General features: G+C 61.9%; 18 protein-coding genes. 14 read left to right on the top strand and 4 right to left on the bottom strand.

Annotated features, from left to right (window positions below; translation table 11 throughout):
• The first annotated feature begins 19 nt into the window (after positions 1-19).
• The 3 genes from ABTV87_RS05630 to ABTV87_RS05620 all read left to right on the top strand — a co-directional run bounded on the left by ABTV87_RS05630 (position 20) and on the right by ABTV87_RS05620 (position 4861).
• On the top strand, positions 20-2722 hold the full coding sequence (locus ABTV87_RS05630; protein ID WP_007954768.1) for a [protein-PII] uridylyltransferase: 2703 nt from the start codon (positions 20-22) through the stop codon (positions 2720-2722).
• A gap of 43 nt (positions 2723-2765) precedes the next feature.
• The gene (dapC, locus tag ABTV87_RS05625; protein WP_085605211.1) at positions 2766-3965 is read left to right on the top strand and encodes a succinyldiaminopimelate transaminase; all 1200 of its coding nucleotides are present in this window, start codon (positions 2766-2768) and stop codon (positions 3963-3965) included.
• A 167-nt stretch (positions 3966-4132) separates the two neighbouring features.
• Positions 4133-4861, top strand: coding sequence for a M12 family metallopeptidase (locus ABTV87_RS05620; RefSeq protein ID WP_433899107.1), 729 nt, complete (start codon positions 4133-4135; stop codon positions 4859-4861).
• Between the two features lie 8 nt (positions 4862-4869).
• Here the strand turns inward: ABTV87_RS05620 and ABTV87_RS05615 are convergent, their stop codons facing one another.
• Entirely contained in the window at positions 4870-6501 is a 1632-nt protein-coding gene (locus ABTV87_RS05615; protein WP_007954765.1) for a Na+/H+ antiporter, read from the bottom strand.
• A gap of 236 nt (positions 6502-6737) precedes the next feature.
• On the opposite strand from ABTV87_RS05615, the gene ABTV87_RS05610 reads away from it, so the two are divergent.
• From ABTV87_RS05610 to ABTV87_RS05595, 4 genes are all read left to right on the top strand, one after another.
• Positions 6738-7046: an arsenate reductase gene (locus tag ABTV87_RS05610; RefSeq protein ID WP_042607053.1), complete on the top strand. Its 309-nt coding sequence runs from the start codon at positions 6738-6740 to the stop codon at positions 7044-7046.
• A 31-nt stretch (positions 7047-7077) separates the two neighbouring features.
• Positions 7078-8112, top strand: coding sequence for a 2,3,4,5-tetrahydropyridine-2,6-dicarboxylate N-succinyltransferase (gene dapD / locus ABTV87_RS05605; protein ID WP_007954762.1), 1035 nt, complete (start codon positions 7078-7080; stop codon positions 8110-8112).
• 148 nt (positions 8113-8260) lie between these two features.
• Positions 8261-9466: an aminotransferase class V-fold PLP-dependent enzyme gene (locus tag ABTV87_RS05600; RefSeq protein WP_433899106.1), complete on the top strand. Its 1206-nt coding sequence runs from the start codon at positions 8261-8263 to the stop codon at positions 9464-9466.
• Positions 9463-9870: a SufE family protein gene (locus ABTV87_RS05595; RefSeq protein WP_085688747.1), complete on the top strand. Its 408-nt coding sequence runs from the start codon at positions 9463-9465 to the stop codon at positions 9868-9870. Before ABTV87_RS05600 ends, ABTV87_RS05595 begins: the two co-directional genes overlap by 4 nt.
• Before the next feature lie 135 nt (positions 9871-10005).
• Here ABTV87_RS05595 and tcdA read toward each other — a convergent pair whose 3' ends face one another.
• A complete protein-coding gene (tcdA, locus tag ABTV87_RS05590; RefSeq protein WP_039769652.1) occupies positions 10006-10824 on the bottom strand; it encodes a tRNA cyclic N6-threonylcarbamoyladenosine(37) synthase TcdA in 819 nt (272 codons plus the stop codon).
• A 274-nt stretch (positions 10825-11098) separates the two neighbouring features.
• On the opposite strand from tcdA, the gene ABTV87_RS05585 reads away from it, so the two are divergent.
• The 4 genes from ABTV87_RS05585 to ABTV87_RS05570 all read left to right on the top strand — a co-directional run bounded on the left by ABTV87_RS05585 (position 11099) and on the right by ABTV87_RS05570 (position 16202).
• Positions 11099-13690: a glycosyltransferase gene (locus ABTV87_RS05585; protein ID WP_039769651.1), complete on the top strand. Its 2592-nt coding sequence runs from the start codon at positions 11099-11101 to the stop codon at positions 13688-13690.
• Positions 13691-13788: 98 nt separating this feature from the next.
• Positions 13789-14940 carry a succinyl-diaminopimelate desuccinylase gene (gene dapE / locus ABTV87_RS05580; RefSeq protein ID WP_085605201.1) on the top strand — a complete coding sequence of 384 codons (1152 nt, stop codon included), beginning with the start codon at positions 13789-13791 and terminating at the stop codon, positions 14938-14940.
• Complete coding sequence (locus ABTV87_RS05575; RefSeq protein ID WP_007954754.1) at positions 14940-15749, top strand: putative RNA methyltransferase; 810 nt, start codon at positions 14940-14942, stop codon at positions 15747-15749. Before dapE ends, ABTV87_RS05575 begins: the two co-directional genes overlap by 1 nt.
• A 75-nt stretch (positions 15750-15824) precedes the next feature.
• On the top strand, positions 15825-16202 hold the full coding sequence (locus ABTV87_RS05570) for a hypothetical protein (RefSeq protein WP_007954752.1): 378 nt from the start codon (positions 15825-15827) through the stop codon (positions 16200-16202).
• A 138-nt stretch (positions 16203-16340) separates the two neighbouring features.
• Here the strand turns inward: ABTV87_RS05570 and ABTV87_RS05565 are convergent, their stop codons facing one another.
• The gene (locus tag ABTV87_RS05565; RefSeq protein WP_007954750.1) at positions 16341-16550 is read right to left on the bottom strand and encodes a cold shock domain-containing protein; all 210 of its coding nucleotides are present in this window, start codon (positions 16548-16550) and stop codon (positions 16341-16343) included.
• Positions 16551-16787: 237 nt separating this feature from the next.
• Here ABTV87_RS05565 and plsB point away from each other — a divergent pair, with 237 nt between their 5' ends.
• Genes plsB through ABTV87_RS05550 form a run of 3 tightly spaced genes read left to right on the top strand, consistent with a single transcriptional unit; the run spans position 16788 to position 20456 of the window.
• Positions 16788-19292 (top strand): glycerol-3-phosphate 1-O-acyltransferase PlsB, encoded by a 2505-nt coding sequence (gene plsB / locus ABTV87_RS05560; RefSeq protein ID WP_433899105.1) that lies wholly within the window; start codon positions 16788-16790, stop codon positions 19290-19292.
• A 51-nt stretch (positions 19293-19343) separates the two neighbouring features.
• Entirely contained in the window at positions 19344-19742 is a 399-nt protein-coding gene (locus ABTV87_RS05555; RefSeq protein WP_129974043.1) for a YbaY family lipoprotein, read from the top strand.
• 24 nt (positions 19743-19766) lie between these two features.
• Entirely contained in the window at positions 19767-20456 is a 690-nt protein-coding gene (locus ABTV87_RS05550; RefSeq protein WP_129974044.1) for a DUF4197 domain-containing protein, read from the top strand.
• Here the strand turns inward: ABTV87_RS05550 and ABTV87_RS05545 are convergent.
• Positions 20453-21847 carry a Fic family protein gene (locus tag ABTV87_RS05545; protein ID WP_433899104.1) on the bottom strand — a complete coding sequence of 465 codons (1395 nt, stop codon included), beginning with the start codon at positions 21845-21847 and terminating at the stop codon, positions 20453-20455. The genes ABTV87_RS05550 and ABTV87_RS05545 overlap by 4 nt on opposite strands.
• Positions 21848-21880: the final 33 nt, after the last annotated feature.

Here is a 21880-nt window from a genome sequence, read left to right as displayed (position 1 = left end):
ATAGAAGGAAAGCCAATCGATGCCGCAGGTGGATCCCGAACTCTTCGACCGCGGTCAGTTCCAGGCTGAACTGGCCCTGAAAGCGAGTCCCATCGCGGCGTTCAAGAAGGCGATCCGCCAGGCCCGCGAGGTGCTCGATGCACGTTTTCGGGCCGGTCGCGACATCCGGCGACTGATCGAAGACCGGGCATGGTTCGTCGACAACATCCTGCAAAAAGCCTGGGACCAGTTCGACTGGAGCGAAGACGCCGACATCGCGCTGGTCGCGGTCGGCGGCTACGGTCGCGGCGAATTGCACCCCTATTCCGACATCGACCTTCTGATCCTGCTGGACAGCGCCGACCACGAAATTTTCCGCGATTCCATCGAGCGTTTTCTGACGCTGCTGTGGGACATCGGCCTGGAAGTCGGTCAGAGCGTTCGCTCCGTCGACGAATGCGCCGAAGAGGCCCGCGCCGACCTGACGGTGGTCACCAATCTGATGGAAAGCCGCACCATCTGCGGCCCCGAGCGCCTGCGCCAGCGCATGCTCGACGTCACCAGCACCGCACACATGTGGCCGAGCAAGGATTTCTTCCTGGCCAAGCGCGCCGAGCAGAAGGCCCGCCACCACAAGTACAACGACACCGAATACAACCTGGAACCCAACGTCAAAGGCTCGCCGGGCGGACTACGGGATATTCAGACGATTCTGTGGGTGGCCCGTCGTCAGTACGGCACCCTGAACCTGCGCGCCCTGGCCGGCGAAGGATTCCTGGTCGAGAGCGAAAACGCCCTGCTGGCCTCCTCCCAGGAATTCCTCTGGAAGGTGCGTTACGCCCTGCACATGCTGGCCGGTCGCTCCGAAGACCGCTTGCTGTTCGATCACCAGCGCACCATTGCCGGGCTGCTGGGTTTTGAAGGCGACGACGCCAAACAGGCTGTCGAAAACTTCATGCAGCAGTATTTCCGGGTGGTGATGAGCATCGCCCAGCTCAGCGACCTGATCATCCAGCACTTCGAGGAAGTCATCCTCGCGCCGGAAGACGAAGCGCCGCCGCAGCCGATCAACTCGCGTTTCCAACTGCACGACGGTTACATCGAGGCACGCAACGACAACGTATTCCGCCGCACGCCGTTCGCCATGCTCGAGATCTTCGTGCTGATGGCCCAGCAGCCGGAAATCAAAGGTGTGCGTGCCGACACCATTCGTCTGCTGCGGGAAAACCGTCACCTGATCGACGACAACTTCCGCAACGACATCCGCAATACCAGCCTGTTCATCGAACTGTTCAAGTGCAAGATCGGCATCCACCGCAACCTGCGGCGGATGAACCGCTACGGCATTCTCGGGCGCTACCTGCCGGAGTTCGGCTTTATCGTCGGGCAGATGCAGCACGACCTGTTCCACATCTATACGGTCGATGCGCACACGCTGAATCTGATCAAACACCTGCGCAAGTTGCAGTACACCCAGGTGTCGGAGAAATTCCCGCTGGCCGCCAAGCTCATGGCCAAACTGCCCAAGCCTGAACTCATCTATATGGCGGGCCTGTATCACGACATCGGCAAGGGCCGGCATGGCGATCACTCGGAGATCGGCGCGGTCGATGCCGAGGCGTTCTGCCAGCGTCACCAACTGCCGGTGTGGGACAGCCGCCTGATCGTGTGGCTGGTGCAGAACCACCTGGTAATGTCGACCACTGCCCAACGCAAGGACCTGTCCGACCCGCAGGTGATTCATGACTTTGCGCTGGCGGTCGGTGACGAAACCCGTCTCGACTACCTGTACGTGCTGACCGTGGCCGACATCAACGCGACCAACCCGACCTTGTGGAACTCGTGGCGCGCCAGCCTGTTGCGCCAGCTCTACACCGAGACCAAGCGCGCCCTGCGCCGTGGCCTGGAGAATCCGGTGGATCGCGAAGAGCAGATCCGCCAGACCCAGAGTGCGGCGCTGGACATCCTGGTACGCGGCGGCACCGATCCGGATGACGTCGAGCAATTGTGGGCGCAACTGGGCGACGACTACTTCCTGCGCCACACCGCCGGCGACGTGGCCTGGCACACCGACGCGATCCTCCAGCAACCGGCCGACGGCGGTCCGCTGGTGCTGATCAAGGAAACCACCCAGCGCGAATTCGAGGGCGGCACGCAGATCTTCATCTACGCGCCGGACCAGCACGACTTCTTCGCCGTGACCGTGGCCGCGATGGACCAGCTCAACCTGAACATTCACGACGCCCGGGTCATCACGTCCAGCAGCCAGTTCACCCTCGACACCTACATCGTGCTCGACACCGATGGCGACTCGATCGGCGACAATCCGGTCCGCGTCAAACAGATTCGCGACGGCCTGACCGAAGCCCTGCGCAACCCGGCCGACTACCCGACGATCATCCAGCGTCGGGTGCCGCGCCAGCTCAAGCATTTCGCGTTCGCCCCGCAGGTGACGATCCACAACGACGCCCAGCGCCCGGTAACGGTGCTGGAGCTCACGGCACCGGATCGCCCGGGCCTGCTGGCACGGGTCGGCGGGATTTTCCTCGAGTTCGATCTGTCGCTGCAGAACGCCAAGATCGCCACCCTGGGCGAGCGGGTGGAAGACGTGTTCTTCATCACCGACGCCCACAATCAACCGCTGTCCGACCCGCTGCTGTGCAGCCGTTTGCAGGATGCCATCGTCGAACAGCTGAGCGTCAATCAGGAACCCGATATCAAACTGTCGCGCATCAGCATTTGATTGCGCGCCCGGATTCAACCGCTTTGCACGAGATCCCGCACCGATGAACAACGCTCTGTCCCAGCTTCAGCCCTACCCGTTCGAAAAGCTCCGCGCCCTGCTCGGCAGCGTCACGCCAAACCCGGACAAGCGCCCGATCGCGCTGTCCATCGGCGAACCGAAGCATCGCTCGCCGAGTTTTGTCGCCGAGGCTTTGGCGAACAATCTGGATCAGATGGCGGTGTACCCGACCACCCTCGGCATTCCGGCCCTGCGCGAAGCCATCGCCGCCTGGTGCGAGCGTCGCTTCAGCGTGCCGGGCGGCTGGATCGACCCGGCGCGCAACGTGCTGCCGGTCAACGGCACCCGTGAAGCACTGTTCGCCTTCACCCAGACCGTGGTCAACCGTGGCGATGACGCGCTGGTCGTCAGCCCGAACCCGTTCTATCAGATCTACGAAGGCGCAGCGTTCCTCGCCGGCGCCAAGCCGCACTACCTGCCATGCCTGGACGAGAACGGCTTCAACCCGGATTTCGACGCCGTTTCGCCGGACATCTGGAAACGCTGCCAGATCCTGTTCCTGTGCTCGCCGGGCAACCCGACCGGCGCGCTGATTCCGGTCGACGTGCTGAAAAAGCTGATCGCCCTGGCCGACGAATACGACTTCGTGATCGCCGCCGACGAGTGCTACAGCGAGCTGTACTTCGACGAACAGACTCCGCCGCCGGGCCTGCTCAGCGCCTGCGCCGAACTGGGTCGCAAGGACTTCAAGCGCTGCGTGGTGTTCCACAGCCTGTCCAAGCGCTCGAACCTGCCGGGCCTGCGCTCCGGTTTCGTTGCCGGCGACGCCGACATCCTCAAGGGCTTCCTGCTGTACCGCACCTACCACGGCTGCGCGATGCCGGTTCAGACCCAATTGGCCAGCGTCGCCGCGTGGAATGACGAAGTGCACGTACGCGCCAACCGTGCGCTGTATCGCGAGAAGTTCGATGCCGTGCTGGCGATCCTCAGCCCGGTGATGGACGTGCAGCGTCCGGATGGCAGCTTCTACCTGTGGCCGAATGTGCAAGGCGACGATGCCGCGTTCTGCCGGGATCTGTTTGCCGAAGAACACGTGACCGTGGTGCCGGGTTCGTACCTGTCCCGCGACGTCGATGGCGTCAACCCGGGCGCCGGGCGCGTGCGCATGGCACTGGTTGCGCCGCTGGCGGAATGCGTCGAGGCTGCCGAACGTATCCGCGATTTCGTTTTGCGCCACAAGTAATGCCTGAACGCCCGTGCCGGGCAATCCGGCACGGGCGATCAAATATCACGTAACAGTTCCCCTCCTTTTCTACCCCACTCCCCTGCCCGCCAGACGTTAGTCTTGAGCGGCGCCGTTCGCTGCGCCTCACTAAAAACCGACCTTTGACTTCATGGAAGAAGTGAAAAATGACAGAACTGCTCGATTGCCAACTCAACCAATGGCCCGACGATCAGGCGGCCTATATAGCCGCCATCAACGAAAATCCGGCCAATGCCGGCACCGCGACCGGCACTCGCCGCAAGCGCTCCGTCGTCAACTATTCAAAGTTGTGGGCCAACGGCCGCACACTGAAAATCGCCTTCCTGGATGCGCCCGATACCGATCACAAAAAGAAGATCATCGACGCCGCCAGCCAGTGGTTGCCGTACATCAACCTCACGTTCGAATTCGTCGATGACCTGCTGGGCGACATCCGCATCGCCACTAAAAACAACGACAACAGTTCGATGCTCGGCACCGATGCGCTGCTGATTCATCCGGACTATCCGACCATGAACCTGGGCGTAAAGCCGGATCACCAGGACTTCGAAGTGATCGTGATGCACGAGTTCGGGCATGCACTGGGCGCGCTGCATGAACATCAGCACCCACAGGCAAAGATTCCGTGGGATAAACCGAAGGTGTATGAGTTCTACAAAAAACGCGAGATGAACCCGCTGACCGAGGAGCAGGTCGACAGAAACCTGTTCGCCTCCTTCGACACGCTGGACGCGATCTACACCTCCTACGATCGCAGGTCGATCATGCACCACCCCGTGGCCAACACTTTGACGGTGGGCAACTGGGAAGTGCCGATCAACCGCACGATCAGCAAGAAAGACAAACGCCTGATGAGATTGCTCTACCCCGGTTAACGCTTTGCCTATTTGACCTGCCCCAGGTTGGCCTCACTCAAGTCGAGCTCACCCAAAACTTCCCTCAGCACGTCATCACCGATCTGGTGCTGACGGCTGAGGCTGTACAACTCGAGGCGTTGCGCGCGCAGTGCCTTGAGCCGCAGACGGCGCTCCAGCAGATCCATCTGGAACGCCAGCGCCTGGGCTTCGGCCGAATCGTTGAAGACCTCAAGCTGATGACGATATTCAGACATGATCCGCGCCTTGAGCTCCGCTGCCAGTGCGGCTTGCGCGGCGTCCTGCGGGTTGACCTCTTCGGTTTCCAGCGCATGAATCGCTGCTTCCGCGGTCTTGCGCCAGGCGTCGCGCACTTCCTGCCGGCGTTTGTCGTCCGGGCTCTTTTCGATGCCGCGCAACAACAAAGGCAGCGCAATACAGGCCGCCACCAGCGACAACAGGATCACCCCGGCGGCGATGAAGATCAGCAGATCGCGCTCGGGGAACGCCTCGCTGCCCATCAGCATCGGCACCGACATCACGCCTGCCAGGGTCACCGCCCCGCGCACACCGCCGACGGTCAGCAGCCAGCAGGACCGGGCGGTCGGCACTTGTGTCAGATCACCCTTGCCGCGCAGACGGCGCAACAACACCGACAGACGCCAGATGCTCTGCACCCAGATAAAACGCAACAGCACCAGCGCCAGGAAGATCGCCACCACGTCGAGGCAGCGGTAGAACAGCGTCGGCCACAACGACGTCTCGTGACTGACCACCGCCTTGATAATGTCCGGCAGTTGCAGACCGAGCAGCAGGAAGATCAGGCCATTGAAGGCGAATTCCAGTAACGACCAGACACTGCGGTTGAGCAAACGGGTGCTGGTCTGGCGCGGCAGCAGGTCGAGCCAGCTCTGCATCATCCCCGCTGCCACTGCCGAAAGAATGCCCGACGCGCCGAGCCGTTCGGCCAGCACGTAAGCGGCAAACGGCAGCAACAACATGAACACCACGTGGGTCGCCGGATCGTCCCAGCCCCGGGCAATCATCCAGGCGCGTAACCGGCCGACCAGCCAGCTCAGCGCCACACCCACCGCCAGCCCGCCGACCGCCACCAGCACGAATGTCAGGCTGGCATTGGCCAGTGAAAATGCACCGGTGATCGCCGCGACCAGCGCGAACTTGAACGTCACCAGGCCTGACGCATCGTTCATCAACGCCTCGCCCTGCAACATATGCATCAGCGGCGTCGGCAAACGGTTTTGCGCGATGGCCGAAACCGCCACGGCGTCGGTCGGCGACAGCACCGCCGCCAGCGCAAAGGCCACCGGCAATGGAATTGTCGGCAGCAGCCAATGAATGAAGTAACCGGCACCGACCACGGTAAACAGCACCAACCCGACCGCGAGCGTCAGCACCGGCCCGCGCAGGCGCCACAATTCGCGCTTGGGCATGCGCCAGCCATCGGAAAACAGCAGCGGCGGCAGGAACAGAAACAGGAACAGTTCGGGATCGAGGGCCACGTGCAGGCCGAGGGTCGGCCAGGCCAGCAAGGCGCCAGCGGCGATCTGTACCAGCGGCAATGGCAGCGGAATCACCCGTCCCACCAGGCGCGAGACACTGACCAGCATCAGCAGGATCAGGACGGTATAAGCAGTTTGCATAAAGCGGAAATCCCGGACAATCGACAGCGTTGAACTGCCATATTAGCCGCTTAGGCTGTGGCTGACCGTTGCACCTATGTCGCAGGCGCCCACAGCAATAGCAACCTCGGCGCCGCGAAACCGTCTGGTCATGGCATAATCCGACACCATTTTTTTCCAGCACCTGTAAAGGGGGCAATTCCTTGACCGTTTCAAGCAAAACGTTGCACCTTTTCGGCATCAAAGCCTGCGACACCATGAAAAAGGCGCGCACCTGGCTCGATGAACACGCTGTCAGCTATGACTTCCACGATTACAAGACCGCCGGCATTGACCGTGAGCACCTGACCCAATGGTGCGACGAACATGGCTGGCAAACGGTGTTGAACCGCGCAGGCACGACCTTTCGCAAACTCGACGACGAACGCAAAGCCGATCTCGACCAGTCGAAAGCCATCGAACTGATGCTCGCTCAACCCTCGATGATCAAGCGCCCGGTGCTCGATCTCGGTGACCGAACCCTGATTGGCTTCAAGCCAGATATCTACGCGGCCGCCCTCAAGTAAGCAGCCCGTCACTTTTTGTAGAGGTATTCACATGTCCAACTCCCTGTTCAGTATTGCCTTCGGCGTCGGCACCCAGAACCGTCAAGGCGCATGGCTGGAAGTGTTCTACGCCCAGCCGCTGTTGAATCCTTCGGCCGAATTGGTTGCCGCTGTTGCACCGATCCTCGGCTACACCGAAGGCAACCAGGCCATCACCTTCACCACCGCACAAGCTGCGCAACTGGCTGAAGCCGTGAAAGGCATCGACGCGGTACAAGGCAAGTTGCTGACCCGTCTGGCTGAAAGCCACAAGCCACTGGTCGCCACCCTGCTGGCCGAAGACGCGCAACTGACCTCGACTCCTGAGGCTTATCTGAAGCTGCATCTGCTGTCCCATCGTCTGGTCAAGCCGCACGGCGTGAGCCTGGCCGGGATCTTCCCGCTGCTGCCAAACGTGGCCTGGACCAGCCAGGGCGCGATCGACCTGAGCGAACTGGCCGAGCTGCAACTCGAAGCCCGTCTGCGCGGCGAGCTGCTGGAAGTGTTCTCGGTGGACAAGTTCCCGAAAATGACCGACTACGTGGTACCGGCCGGCGTGCGTATCGCTGACGCTGCACGTCTGCGCCTGGGCGCTTACGTGGGCGAAGGCACCACCGTGATGCACGAAGGTTTCATCAACTTCAACGCCGGCACCGAAGGCCCGGGCATGATCGAAGGCCGCGTTTCCGCTGGCGTCTTCGTCGGCAAGGGTTCGGACCTGGGCGGCGGTTGCTCGACCATGGGCACCCTGTCGGGCGGCGGCAACATCGTGATCAAGGTCGGCGAAGGCTGCCTGATCGGCGCCAACGCCGGTATCGGTATCCCGCTGGGCGACCGCAACACCGTCGAGTCGGGCCTGTACGTGACCGCCGGCACCAAAGTTGCGCTGCTGGACGAGCACAACAACCTGGTCAAAGTGGTGAAAGCACGTGAACTGGCCGGTCAGACTGACCTGCTGTTCCGTCGCAATTCGGAAACCGGCGCTGTGGAATGCAAGACCCACAAATCGGCGATCGAACTGAACGAAGCGCTGCACGCTCACAACTAAGCGCCGCTGTGACCTCCTGTGGGAGCGGGCTTGCTCGCGAAGACGGTGTGTCAGTCACCCTTTATTTCGACTGACACGACGCATTCGCGAGCAAGCCCGCTCCCACAAGGTTCGGTGTACACCCGCCCAAGTTCACAGGGCTGAACAGATGATGATTCCCTCGCCTTGGCGCGCCGATTTCCCGGCCATCGCCGCCCTGCAACGGCAAGACCAGACCTATCTGGACAACGCCGCCACCACGCAAAAACCCCAGGCCCTGCTCGACGCGCTGGCGCATTACTACGCCAATGGCGCGGCCAACGTGCATCGTGCCCAGCATCTGCCCGGCGCCCATGCCACGCAGGCGTTCGAGGACAGTCGCCTGAAGGTCGCCCAGTGGCTGAATGCCGGTGACAGCGGGCAGATCATCTTCACCCACGGCGCCACCAGTGCGCTGAATCTCCTGGCGTATGGCCTGGAACATCTTTTCCATCCGGGCGATGAAATTGTCATCAGCGCCCTGGAGCATCACGCCAACCTGCTGCCGTGGCAGCAATTGGCACAACGTCGCGACCTGAAGCTGGTAATCCTGCCGCTGGACGAGGACGGCGTGATCGACCTCGCCGCTGCCGTTCACCTGATTGGGCCGCGCACCCGTCTGCTGGCGGTCAGCCAGTTGTCCAACGTACTTGGGGCCTGGCAACCGTTGCCGGCGCTACTGGCGATGGCCAAGGCGCACAACGCGCTGACCGCGGTCGATGGCGCTCAAGGCGTGGTCCATGGCCGGCATGACGTGCACGCACTCGGTTGCGACTTTTACGTGTTTTCCAGCCACAAGCTGTACGGCCCCGATGGCCTCGGCGTGCTGTTCGGACGCAACGAAGCGCTCGAACAACTGCGCCCATGGCAGTTCGGTGGCGAGATGGTGCTGGAAGCCAATTATCACGACGCGCGCTTCCGCCCCGCTCCGCTGGGCTTCGAAGCGGGAACGCCGCCGATTGCCAGCGTGATCGGCCTCGGTGCGACTCTCGACTACCTCGCGGGTCTGGATCAGGACGCGGTGTCCGCCCACGAAGCTGCGCTGCACGATTATTTGTTGCGCGGCCTCGCGGCCCGCAACGGCATCCGTCTGCTGGGCAAGCCGCAACTGGCGCTGGCCAGTTTTGTCGTCGAAGGCGTGCACAACGCCGATCTGGCGCACTTGCTGACCGAACAGGGCATCGCCGTACGTGCCGGGCATCACTGCGCGATGCCACTGCTCAAGCGTTTCGAACTGGCCGGGGCGATCCGTGTGTCGCTGGCGCTGTACAACGATTCCGAGGATCTGGAGCGCTTCTTTGAAGCGCTGGATCAGGCGCTGGAGTTGTTGCGATGAGCCTGCCGGTCGAAGCCGCCGAGGCGCTTCAAACGTTTCAGAACGCCGCCGGTTGGGAACAGCGGGCGCGACTGTTGATGCAGTTTGGTGATCGCCTGCCACCGTTGAGCGATGCAGACAAGTGCGAGGCCAATCGGGTGCACGGCTGTGAGAGTCAGGTATGGCTGGTCGGTGAATTGCGCGACGGTCACTGGCAGTTCGCGGCCAGCAGCGATGCGCGGATGATTCGCGGGTTGGTGGCGTTGCTGTTGTTGCGGGTCAACGGTTTGACCGCCGGCGAGTTGCAGTTGGTTGATCTGCCGGACTGGTTCAATCAGCTGGGACTGTCGCGGCAGTTGTCGCCTTCGCGCAGCAATGGTTTGAATGCCGTGCTGCAGCGGATGCGTGAACTCGCCCCTGACTGATCGTTCCCACGCTCTGCGTGGGAATGCAGCCCGGGACGCTCCGCGTCCCATGCCGAAGCGGACGCGGAGCGTCCAATGAGGCATTCCCACGCAGAGCGTGGGAACGATCGGCGATCGGTCACGCAGTCATGTACTTCAGGCCTGCGGCTTGACCCGATCCGCCGGGCGCCGAACGCCCGCCACAATCTTGTCCACCGCCTTGGTCGCCGCGACCATGCCGAACGTCGCCGTCACCATCATCACCGCGCCAAACCCGCCGGCGCAGTCCAGCTTCACACCGTCGCCGACAAAACTCTTCTGCAGGCAAATGCTGCCGTCCGGTTTCGGATAGCGCAGCTGTTCCGTGGAGAACACGCACGGCACGCTGTAATGGCGGGTCACGGTGCGCGAGAAACCGTAGTCGCGACGCAGCGTCGAGCGCACTTTCGAAGCCAGAGGATCGTTGAACGTACGGTTGAGGTCGCAAACCTGAATCAGCGTCGGATCAATCTGCCCGCCGGCACCGCCGGTGGTGATGATCTGGATCTTGCGCCGCTTGCACCAGGCGATCAGCGCGGCCTTGGCGTTGACTGCGTCGATGCAGTCGATCACACAGTCGATGTTCGGCGTGATGTATTCGGCCATGGTGTCGCGGGTGACGAAGTCCGCCACGGCGTGCACCTTGCAGTCCGGGTTGATCCCGCGCAGACGCTCGGCCATCACCTCGACCTTGGGTTTGCCGACGGTGCTATCCAGCGCATGCAGCTGCCGGTTGGCGTTGCTGACGCAGACGTCGTCGAGGTCGAACAGCGAAATCTCGCCCACCCCGCAACGGGCCATGGCTTCCGCCGCCCAGGAACCGACGCCGCCGACGCCGACAATCGCCACATGGGCTGCACGCAGGCGCTCAAGGCCCTCGATGCCATACAAACGGGCGATGCCTGCAAACCGCGGATCTTCTGTACTCATGACCATTACCCTAAAAACCGGCGCGCATTATAGGGCCGTCGGCGGCCAAGAGCATCTTTGCGCTATGAACGGCGGACGCGCCTGCTTTAATTAAAGCTGCACGTAACAAAGATTTGTCTTACACGCTGAAACGAAAGAACTTAAGTCAGGTTGGATTGCCCAACGTCCAGCATTTCCCTGTCTCTTGTAGGACTCGGCGAACTGCCGGTGTAGGATGCGCGCCCTCCTGGCGTCAACCAGCCGACCCTTCGTTCCACAGCCTTTGGAACCCGACACAGCTATGTCATCGCGTAAATTTGGACTCAACCTGGTGGTGGTTCTGGCAATCGCCGCCCTGTTCACCGGTTTCTGGGCGCTGATCAACCGCCCCGTCTCCGCGCCGAACTGGCCGGAGCAGATCTCCGGTTTCTCCTATTCACCGTTCCAGCAGGGACAGTTCCCACAGAAGGATCAGTATCCGTCCGACGATGAAATGCGCCGCGACCTGGAGATCATGAGCAAGCTGACGGACAACATCCGCATCTACTCGGTCGACGGTTCCCTGCAGGACATCCCGAAACTGGCTGAAGAGTTCGGCCTGCGCGTGACACTGGGGATCTGGATCAGCCCGGACCAGGAACGCAACGAGCGGGAAATCACCCGCGCCATCGAACTGGCCAACACCTCGCGCAGCGTGGTTCGAGTGGTTGTCGGCAACGAAGCGATCTTCCGCAAGGAAATCACCGCCCAGGAACTCAGCGTGCTGCTCGACCGCGTGCGCGCGGCCGTAAAAGTGCCGGTGACCACCTCCGAACAGTGGCACGTCTGGGAAGAGCACCCGGAGCTGGCCAAGCACGTCGACCTGATCGCCGCACACGTGCTGCCGTACTGGGAATTCATTCCGGTAGACAAGGCCGGGCAGTTCGTTTTCGACCGTGCCCGCGACCTGAAAAAGATGTTCCCGAAAAAGCCGCTGCTGCTGTCCGAAGTGGGCTGGCCGAGCAACGGCCGCATGCGCGGTGGCGCCGATGCGTCGCCGGCGGATCAGGCGATCTACCTGCGCACGCTGGTCAACAAACTCAATCGCCAGGGCTTCAACTACTTCGTGATCGAAGCGTTTGACCAGCCATGGAAGGCCAGTGACGAAGGTTCGGTCGGCGCTTACTGGGGCGTGTTCAACGCCGCGCGCCAGCAGAAATTCAACTTCGAAGGCCCGGTGGTGGCGATCCCGCAATGGCGCGTGCTGGCCATCGGCTCGGTGGTGCTGGCGCTGTTGTCGCTGACCCTGCTGATGATCGACGGCTCGGCCCTGCGTCAGCGCGGCCGTACCTTCCTGACCTTTATCGCATTCCTGTGCGGTTCGGTGCTGGTGTGGATCGGTTACGACTACAGCCAGCAATACAGCACGTGGTTCAGCCTGACGGTGGGCTTCCTGCTGGCGCTCGGTGCGCTCGGGGTGTTCATCGTGCTGCTGACCGAGGCCCACGAACTGGCCGAAGCGGTGTGGATTCACAAGCGTCGCCGTGAATTCCTGCCGGTGGTCGGCGATTCGGACTACCGGCCGAAAGTCTCGATCCACGTGCCCTGCTACAACGAGCCGCCGGAGATGGTCAAACAGACCCTCAACGCCCTAGCCAACCTCGACTATCCGGACTTCGAAGTCCTGATCATCGACAACAACACCAAGGACCCGGCGGTCTGGGAACCGGTGCGCGACTACTGCGAAACCCTCGGCCCGCGCTTCAAGTTCTTCCACGTCTCGCCCCTGGCCGGTTTCAAGGGCGGCGCGCTGAACTACCTGATTCCGCACACCGCCAAGGACGCCGAAGTGATCGCGGTGATCGACTCCGACTACTGCGTGCACCCGAACTGGCTCAAGCACATGGTGCCGCACTTCGCCGACCCGAAAATCGCCGTGGTGCAGTCGCCGCAGGATTACCGCGACCAGAACGAGAGCACCTTCAAGAAGCTCTGCTACGCCGAATACAAAGGCTTCTTCCATATCGGCATGGTCACTCGCAACGACCGCGACGCGATCATCCAGCACGGCACCATGACCATGACCCGTCGCTCGGTTCTGGAAGAACTGGGCTGGGCCGACTGGTGCATCTGTGAAGACGCCGAGCTTGGTCTGCGGGTATTCGAGAAAGGCCTGTCGGCGGCGTATTACCACGACAGTTACGGCAAGGGTCTGATGCCGGACACCTTCATCGACTTCAAGAAGCAGCGTTTCCGCTGGGCCTACGGTGCGATCCAGATCATCAAGCGCCACACCCGCAGCCTGCTGCGCGGCAAGGACACCGAGCTGACGCGCGGCCAGCGTTACCACTTCCTCGCGGGCTGGCTGCCGTGGGTCGCGGACGGCATGAACATTTTCTTCACCGTCGGCGCGCTGTTGTGGTCGGCGGCGATGATCATCGTGCCGCAACGGGTCGATCCGCCGCTGCTGATCTTCGCGATCCCGCCGCTGGCGCTGTTCGTGTTCAAGGTCGGCAAGATCATCTTCCTCTACCGTCGCGCCGTGGGCGTGAACCTCAAGGATGCGTTCTGCGCGGCACTGGCCGGACTGGCGTTGTCGCACACCATCGCCAAAGCGGTGCTGTACGGCTTCTTCACCAGCAGCATTCCGTTCTTCCGCACCCCGAAAAACGCCGACAACCATGGCTTCTGGGTGGCGATTTCCGAGGCCCGGGAAGAACTGTTCATCATGCTGCTGTTGTGGGGCGCGGCGCTGGGGATCTTCCTGGTGCAAGGCATTCCGAGCAACGACATGCGCTTCTGGGTGGCCATGCTGCTGGTGCAGTCGCTGCCGTACGTGGCGGCGCTGATCATGGCGTTCCTGTCGTCGCTGCCAAAACCATCGGCGGCGCCTGAACCGGCACCGGTGGTCTAAATCCTTCCGGATGCACTAAACGGCGGCCAATGGTCGCCGTTTTGCTTTAAGATAACCGCCATTTTGCGCGCCTTGCCCCCCAGCTTTCGGAGTTTTCCATGACGGCCCACGCCGACCTTTCGCCGACCCTCCAACTCGCCATCGACCTGATCCGCCGTCCGTCCGTGACGCCGGTCGACGCCGATTGCCAGAAGCAGATGATGCAGCGCCTGGGCGATGCCGGTTTCCAGCTGGAACCGATGCGCATCGAAGATGTGGATAACTTCTGGGCGACTCACGGCAAAGACGACGGCCCGGTGCTGTGCTTCGCCGGCCACACCGACGTGGTGCCGACCGGCCCGGTGACCGCCTGGCAGATCGACCCGTTCAACGCGGTGATCGACGAGCACGGCATGCTCTGCGGTCGTGGCGCGGCGGACATGAAAGGCAGCCTGGCCTCGATGACTGTGGCAGCCGAGCGTTTTGTCGCCGACTATCCGGATCACAAGGGCAAGGTTGCGTTCCTGATCACCAGCGACGAAGAAGGCCCGGCGCATCACGGCACCAAGGCCGTGGTCGAGCGTCTGGCAGCCCGTAACGAGCGTCTGGACTGGTGCATCGTCGGCGAACCGTCGAGCACCACGCTGGTGGGCGACGTGGTGAAGAACGGTCGTCGCGGCTCCCTCGGCGCCAAACTGACCGTACGCGGTGTGCAGGGCCACGTGGCCTATCCGCACCTGGCGAAAAACCCGATCCACCTCGCTGCCCCGGCCCTCGCCGAGCTGGCTGCAGAGCATTGGGATCACGGCAACGATTTCTTCCCGCCGACCAGTTTCCAGATTTCCAACGTCAACTCCGGCACCGGCGCGACCAACGTGATTCCGGGCGATCTGGTGGCGTTGTTCAACTTCCGTTTCTCCACCGAATCGACCGTCGAAGGCCTGCAGAAACGCGTCGCCGACATCCTCGACAAGCACGGCCTGGACTGGCACATCGACTGGGCGCTGTCCGGTCTGCCGTTCCTCACCGAGCCGGGCGCGCTGCTCGACGCAGTGTCGTCGAGCATCAAGCAGATCACCGGCCGCGAGACCAAGGCGTCCACCAGCGGTGGCACCTCCGATGGCCGTTTCATCGCGACCATGGGCACCCAGGTTGTTGAGCTGGGCCCGGTCAACGCGACCATCCACCAGGTCAACGAGCGCGTGCTGGCGGCCGATCTCGACGTGCTGACCGAGATCTACTACCAGACCCTGATCAAGTTGCTCGCCTGATGCTCGCGTGCCCGATCTGCAGTGAACCGCTGAACGCGGTGGACAACGGCGTGGTCTGCCCCGCCGGCCACCGCTTTGACCGCGCGCGCCAGGGTTACCTGAACCTGCTGCCGGTGCAGCACAAGAACAGCCGCGACCCTGGCGACAATCAGGCGATGGTCGAGGCCCGCCGCGACTTTTTGAACGCCGGGCATTACGCGCCGGTGGCCAAGCGCCTGGCGGAGCTGGCGGCGGGTTATGCGCCGGCGCGCTGGGTCGATATCGGTTGTGGCGAGGGTTACTACACCGCGCAGATCGCCGAGGCCTTGCCCGATGCTGACGGTTACGCACTGGACATCTCGAAGGAAGCGGTCAAACGCGCCTGCAAACGCAATCCGGCGCTGACGTGGTTGATTGCGAGCATGGCCCGGGTGCCACTGGCTTCCGGCAGCTGCCAGTTTCTGGCCAGCGTCTTCAGTCCGCTGGACTGGGAAGAAGCCAAGCGCCTGCTCAGTGTTGGCGGCGGTCTGATGAAAGTCGGCCCGACCAGCGGCCACCTGATGGAACTGCGCGAACGCCTGTACGACGAAGTGCGCGAATACACCGACGACAAGCACCTGGCCCTGGTGCCGGAAGGCATGGCGCTGGCGCACAGTGAAACCCTGGAATTCAAACTGACGCTGGACAAGCCCGAGGATCGCGCCAACCTGCTGGCGATGACACCCCACGGCTGGCGCGCCAGTGCCGAGCGCCGCGCGGCAGTGATCGAACAGCCCGAGCCGTTCGTGACCACTGTCTCGATGCGCTACGATTATTTCGTTCTTCAATAACTTTTGGTCTCGGGCAACGACCCGGGGCCGGCTAAATCCGCGAATGGATTTTTCAGACCCGCAGTGAGGACATCCATGCGCCAACCGGACATCGAGATTTACCTGAAAGACGCCGACGTCGACCACAAGGCCATTTCCGCCTGGCTGGGCGCCGCCCTCGGCCCGTGCAGCGACTGGGTACAGAAAGGCCAGACCTACAAGTGCAAGGCCGGCAACATCCCGGTGACCTGGCTGCCGAAAGCCGTGGGCAAGTGGAACAGCCTGTACCTGGAAAGCGACCAGACGCCGTGGGACGACGACATCGCCTGCGCCCGCGCAGCCTTTGCCGCGCTGAACGTTGAGGTGCGCTGCGCGCCAGGGACGTGGGTCGAGGAAGAAGGTGAGGAAACGGCGGATCGCTGGATTCGCATCAGCGCCGATGGTGAAGAAGAGATCACCTGGAAAACTGCATAAAAGCAGCTTCGAGCTTGATCGTTCCCACGTCGAGGCGTCGAACCGTCCGCGTGGGAATGCAGCCCGGGACGCTCCGCGTCCCAAAGCGGACGCAGAGCGTCCATTGAGGCATTCCCACGCAGAGCGTGGGAACGATCATTACAGACCTACAACGTCTTCAGCCTGCAACCCCTTCTGCCCTTCCACCACCGCGTATTCAACCTGCTGACCCTCGGTCAGCGAACGGTGGCCTTCGCCACGGATCGCGCGGTAGTGCACGAACACGTCCACCCCGTCTTCGCGCTGAATGAAGCCGTAGCCCTTGGCGTCGTTGAACCACTTCACGTTGCCGGTTTCACGTGTTGCCATCTGTTCATACTCCTTTTTTATTATTGAACAGGCTTTTCGCAGGAAAGCCTTTGAGGAACGTCAGCCTGCGTCCGACGTCCATAAAAGGGCCCCGGCGACAGATCGCCGAGTATATGACAGGCGGCAAAACTCTCAACAGGAGATTACTTCGCCGCTTTTTTGCCGATTTTCGCCCAATACGGCAAACTGTCGACCGCCCGAGCAAACGCTCGGTTTATCCACTCACGCAGAAGCCGTATGACCCGTTCCCCGTTCCGCCGTCTTGTGTTTGGCACCTTGCGCCGACTGTTGTATCTCTGGGTTCGCTCCGAGACGATCAACCAGTCGTCGTTCACCCTCAACCTCGACCGCAGTCGTCCGGTGTTCTACGTCCTGCAAAATCCATCGCTGACTGATCTGGCGGTGGTCGACACCGAGTGCACCAAGGCCGGCCTGCCGCGCCCGGTGCTGCCGGTGTCCGTGGGTTCGCTGATCGAACCGGCGGCGTTCTTCTACCTGACGCCGGACCCGGACTGGCTCGGCCGCCAGGACAAGCGCGGCGCACCGCCGACCCTGACCCGACTGGTCAGCGCCCTGAGCCAGAATGCTGCCGAAGACGCGCAGATCATTCCGGTCAGCGTGTTCTGGGGCCAGTCGCCGGACAGCGAGAACAGCCCGTGGAAATTGCTGTTCGCCGACAGCTGGGCCGTCACCGGGCGCCTGCGTCGCCTGCTGAGCATCATGATTCTGGGGCGCAAGACCCGCGTGCAATTCTCCGCACCGATCCACCTGCGCGAACTGATCGAACACAACAAGGGCCACGAGCGCACCGTGCGCATGGCCCAGCGGATCCTGCGGGTGCATTTCCGCAACCTCAAGGCTGCGGTGATCGGCCCGGACATTTCCCACCGCCGCAACCTGGTCAAAGGCCTGCTCAACCAGCCGCTGGTCAAGCAAGCGATCCTCGACGAAGCCGAGCGCGAAAACATCTCCCCGGAAAAAGCCAAGGCCCAGGCCCTGCGCTACGGCAACGAGATCGCCTCGGACTACACCTACACCGCGATCCGTTTTCTGGAAGTGGTGCTGAGCTGGTTCTGGAACAAGATCTACGACGGGATCAAGGTCAACCACATCGAAGGCGTGCAGAAGGTCGCCCAGGGTCACGAAGTGATCTACGTGCCGTGCCACCGCAGCCACATCGACTACCTGCTGCTGTCGTACTTGCTGTTCCGCAACGGCCTGACCCCGCCGCACATCGCCGCCGGGATCAACCTCAACATGCCGGTGATCGGCAGCCTGCTGCGTCGCGGCGGGGCGTTCTTCATGCGCCGCACGTTCAAGGGCAATCCGCTGTACACCTCGGTGTTCAACGAATACCTGCACACCCTGTTCACCAAAGGTTTCCCGGTCGAGTACTTCGTCGAAGGCGGTCGCTCGCGTACCGGGCGCATGCTGCAACCGAAAACCGGGATGCTGGCGATCACGATGCGCAGCTTCCTGCGTTCGTCGCGGATGCCGATCGTGTTCGTGCCGGTGTACATCGGTTACGAGCGCGTGCTCGAAGGCCGCACCTACCTCGGCGAGCTGCGTGGCGCGAGCAAGAAGAAAGAATCGATCTTCGACATCTTCAAAGTCATCGGCGCACTCAAGCAGCGTTTCGGCCAGGTGGCGGTGAACTTCGGCGAGCCGATCAAGCTCGCCGAATTCCTCGACAGCGAACAGCCGGACTGGCGCCAGCAGGAACTCGGCCCGCAGTACAAACCGGCCTGGCTCAACGAAACCACCAACCGCCTCGGCGAGAAAGTCGCGCAGCATCTCAACGAAGCCGCAGCGATCAACCCGGTCAACCTGGTAGCGCTGGCGCTGCTGTCGACCACCCGACTGGCGCTGGATGATCGGGCCATGGCGCGGGTGCTGGATCTGTATCTGGCATTGCTGCGCAAAGTCCCGTACTCGCCGCACACCACCTTGCCGGAAGGCGATGGCCGGGCGCTGATCGAGCACGTGAAGGACATGGATCTGCTGTCCGAGCAGAACGATGCGCTGGGCAAGATTCTGTATCTGGACGAGCAGAACGCCGTCCTGATGACCTACTACCGCAACAACGTGCTGCACATTTTCGCCCTGCCGGCGCTGCTGGCGAGTTTCTTCCAGAGTGCATCGCGCATGAGCCGCGAACAGATCCTGCGCTACACCCGCGCGCTGTATCCGTACCTACAATCGGAGCTGTTCATCCGCTGGACCCTGGACGAACTGGACGCGGTGATCGATCAGTGGCTGGACGCGTTCGTCGAACAAGGCCTGCTGCGTTTCGAGAAAGACGTGTACTTGCGCCCGGCGCCAAGCTCGCGGCATTTCGTGCTCCTGACCCTGCTGTCGAAGAGCATCGCCCAGACCCTGCAACGCTTCTACATGACCGTGTCGTTGCTGCTCAACGCAGGCCAGAACACCATCAGCGCCGAAGAGCTGGAAGACCTGTGCACAGTGATGGCCCAGCGCCTGTCGATCCTGCATGGCCTGAACGCGCCAGAGTTCTTCGACAAGAGCCTGTTCCGCCACTTCATCCAGACCATGCTCGACCTCGACGTGCTGCGTCGCGACGAAGCCGGCAAGTTGAGCTATCACGAACTGCTCGGCGAACTGGCCGAAGGTGCGGCCAAACGGGTGCTGCCGGCGGAGATTCGCTTGTCGATCCGTCAGGTCGCCCTGCATCGCAGCGAAGATGCGGCCGATCAGGTCGCCGCCCCTGTGCAAAGCAACTAAATTCCTACAGGCGCCAGGCTTCTTCTGGCGCCGTCGATACGGAGATCTCCGATGAAAAAACTTTCCCTGCTTGCCGCCGCCACGCTACTCAGCGCCTGCCAGTCGACCGCACCGGCCGGCAAAGTCAGCCTCGACGGCGAAGTGTTCTACCTGCAACGCATCGCCCTGCCGCCAAGTGCGACCTTGAGCGTGAGCCTGCAGGACGTTTCGCTGGCCGACGCTCCGGCCGTGGTACTCGACGAACAGAAAGGCCCGGTCAAAGGCCAGGTGCCGCTGCCGTTCCACTTGAGCTACGATCCGGCCCAGGTCAAACCCGGCCACCGCTATTCGGTCAGCGCGCGCATTGAAGTCAACGGCGAGCTGATGTTCATCACCACCGAAAACCATGCCGTGCAGCTTGATGGCAAGGATCCGCAGCCGCTGAAGATCCGCGTCGACGCCGCCCGCTAACTCTCTCCGAACAAGGAAGCCGCCATGCTCCGTCCTACCCTTCGCTTCGCCGGCCTGTGCGCGGGCCTGATGATCTCCGCCAACGCACTGGCCCTGTCCCTCAGCGACCTGTCGCAAGGCGACGCCACCGGCGGCCTCAAGGATGCCCTGACCCAGGGCGCGCAACTGGCCGTCAAACAACTCGGCACCCCGGGCGGCTTCAGCAACAACCCGGACGTAAAAATCGAACTGCCGGGCAAACTCGGCAAAGTCGCCGGCAAGATGAAAGCCTTCGGCATGGGCGCCCAGGTCGACGAACTGGAAACCGCCATGAACAAGGCTGCGGAAACCGCCGTCACCCAGGCCCAGCCGATCCTCGTCGACGCCGTGAAAAAAATGAGCGTGGAAGACGCCAAAGGCATCCTCAGCGGCGGCAACGACTCCGCCACCCAGTACCTGGACAAATCCAGCCGCGAACAGATCCGCACCAAATTCCTGCCGATCGTCAAACAGGCAACCGACAAAGTCGGCGTAGCCCAGAAATACAACGCCTTCGCCGGCCAGGCCGCGACCTTCGGCGTGGTGGACGCGAAGAGCGCCAACATCGAAAGCTACGTGACCGAACAAGCGCTCAACGGCCTGTTCGAAATGATCGGCAAACAGGAAGAAACCATCCGCAAGAACCCGGCCGCTGCGGCGACGAGTCTGGCGAAAAAAGTGTTCGGTACGCTCTAAGTCGACATGACACGGGAGTGAGCTGTCTCACTCCCGTTGTTCAATCCGCCACCAGCAGACACACGTAAAAAGTACACCCACTCGCGCCCCATTTTCTTCTTCTCGAATACCTGCAGCTCAACCAATCCGCTCAACGTCGACACCGCTGTGTTGTATGCACAGCCAAGGTGCTCCTTGACGTTCCCCGCCGTGAACTCCTTCGCCACCCCGCTTCTGGCCACCTGATAAATCGCTCGCTGCCGCTCTGTCAGCCGATCAAAAAAACCCGAACAGGTCAGCCAGTGCTCGAAGTCTTCGCTGTACGCCACACTCTTGCGATACACATCGGTAAACCCCTCCACCGCCCGCAGAATCACCGAACACTGAAACTCGATGAAGTACGTCAGATCGAGCTCATCGGCTTCGCTGTGCAAATACGACCGCCCGTACTTCACCGGCGCGTTGCGCAGTAAAAGACTGATCGCGATATAGCGGAAGGCCGAAAAATCATGCTTGAACATGAACCAGTAAAACAGCGCCCTGGCGACCCGCCCGTTGCCGTCGCGAAACGGATGTTCGTAACCCAGGGCAAAGTGCAGCGTGATCGCCTTGATCAGCGGATGCAGGTAGGATTTTTGCCGAGGTGAACCCTGTGGTTGATTGATCCACTGCGAGAGCAAATCCAGTCGCCTCACCAGTCCGGCCACAGGCGGTGGCGAGTGCACGGTATTCCCCTCGCCGTCCTGCACCACCACTTCATCGTTGGTCCTGAAAAGCCCGGGGTCATACTGCTCGTCATCAATACCCTCGACACCGACTCGATGGATTGACGCAATCAACTCCACGCTCAATGGCTCGTAACGTTTTTCCCAGGCGAAATTCATCATGCGGTAATTACCCATGACCATCCGCTCATCCGGCGTACGCGGCTGACGCCGTTGCTTGAGCATGTCCTTGGCAACACGGGTAGTGGTCGCGGCGCCCTCCAGCTGACTGCTGCTGATCGCCTCATCCTCGATCAGATCGTTAAGCAAATAACTGAAATGCGCCCGCTCGCCTATCTGGCTGGTCATGTACTCCAGCGACGCCGTCGTGGTTTGCCGATCAACCACTGAAAGGGCCTTCTGCGCGGTGGGCGTCGGCACAAACTTCCCCCACTGCGCCGGCTCCCCCAAAGGCAAAAGATGAATGTACTGAGCGACCCGCGCCTTCTTGACCAACGCCCAACACAAACGCGAATCCAGCCCGCTGGCCCAGCGATACCGCAAATCCTCAAAAGGCAGATACCGCCCCTGATCATCCAGCGGCTTGAGCAACGCAAGATAATCCGCCAGACGCTGCTTGTGAGGCGCGCGCATCAACAACTCAAAGACCGGATCGGCCCGACCCTTCAATACCGGCGGTTTCTTCATCAACGCTGACTCAAACAAGGCTGAAAAACAGCA

It is taken from the genome of Pseudomonas sp. PSE1(2024), assembly GCF_050990555.1.
GTDB lineage: Bacteria > Pseudomonadota > Gammaproteobacteria > Pseudomonadales > Pseudomonadaceae > Aquipseudomonas > Aquipseudomonas aphyarum.
The sequence above is the reverse complement of the archived record's forward strand: the minus strand, read 5'-3'. Positions and strand labels throughout refer to the sequence as shown.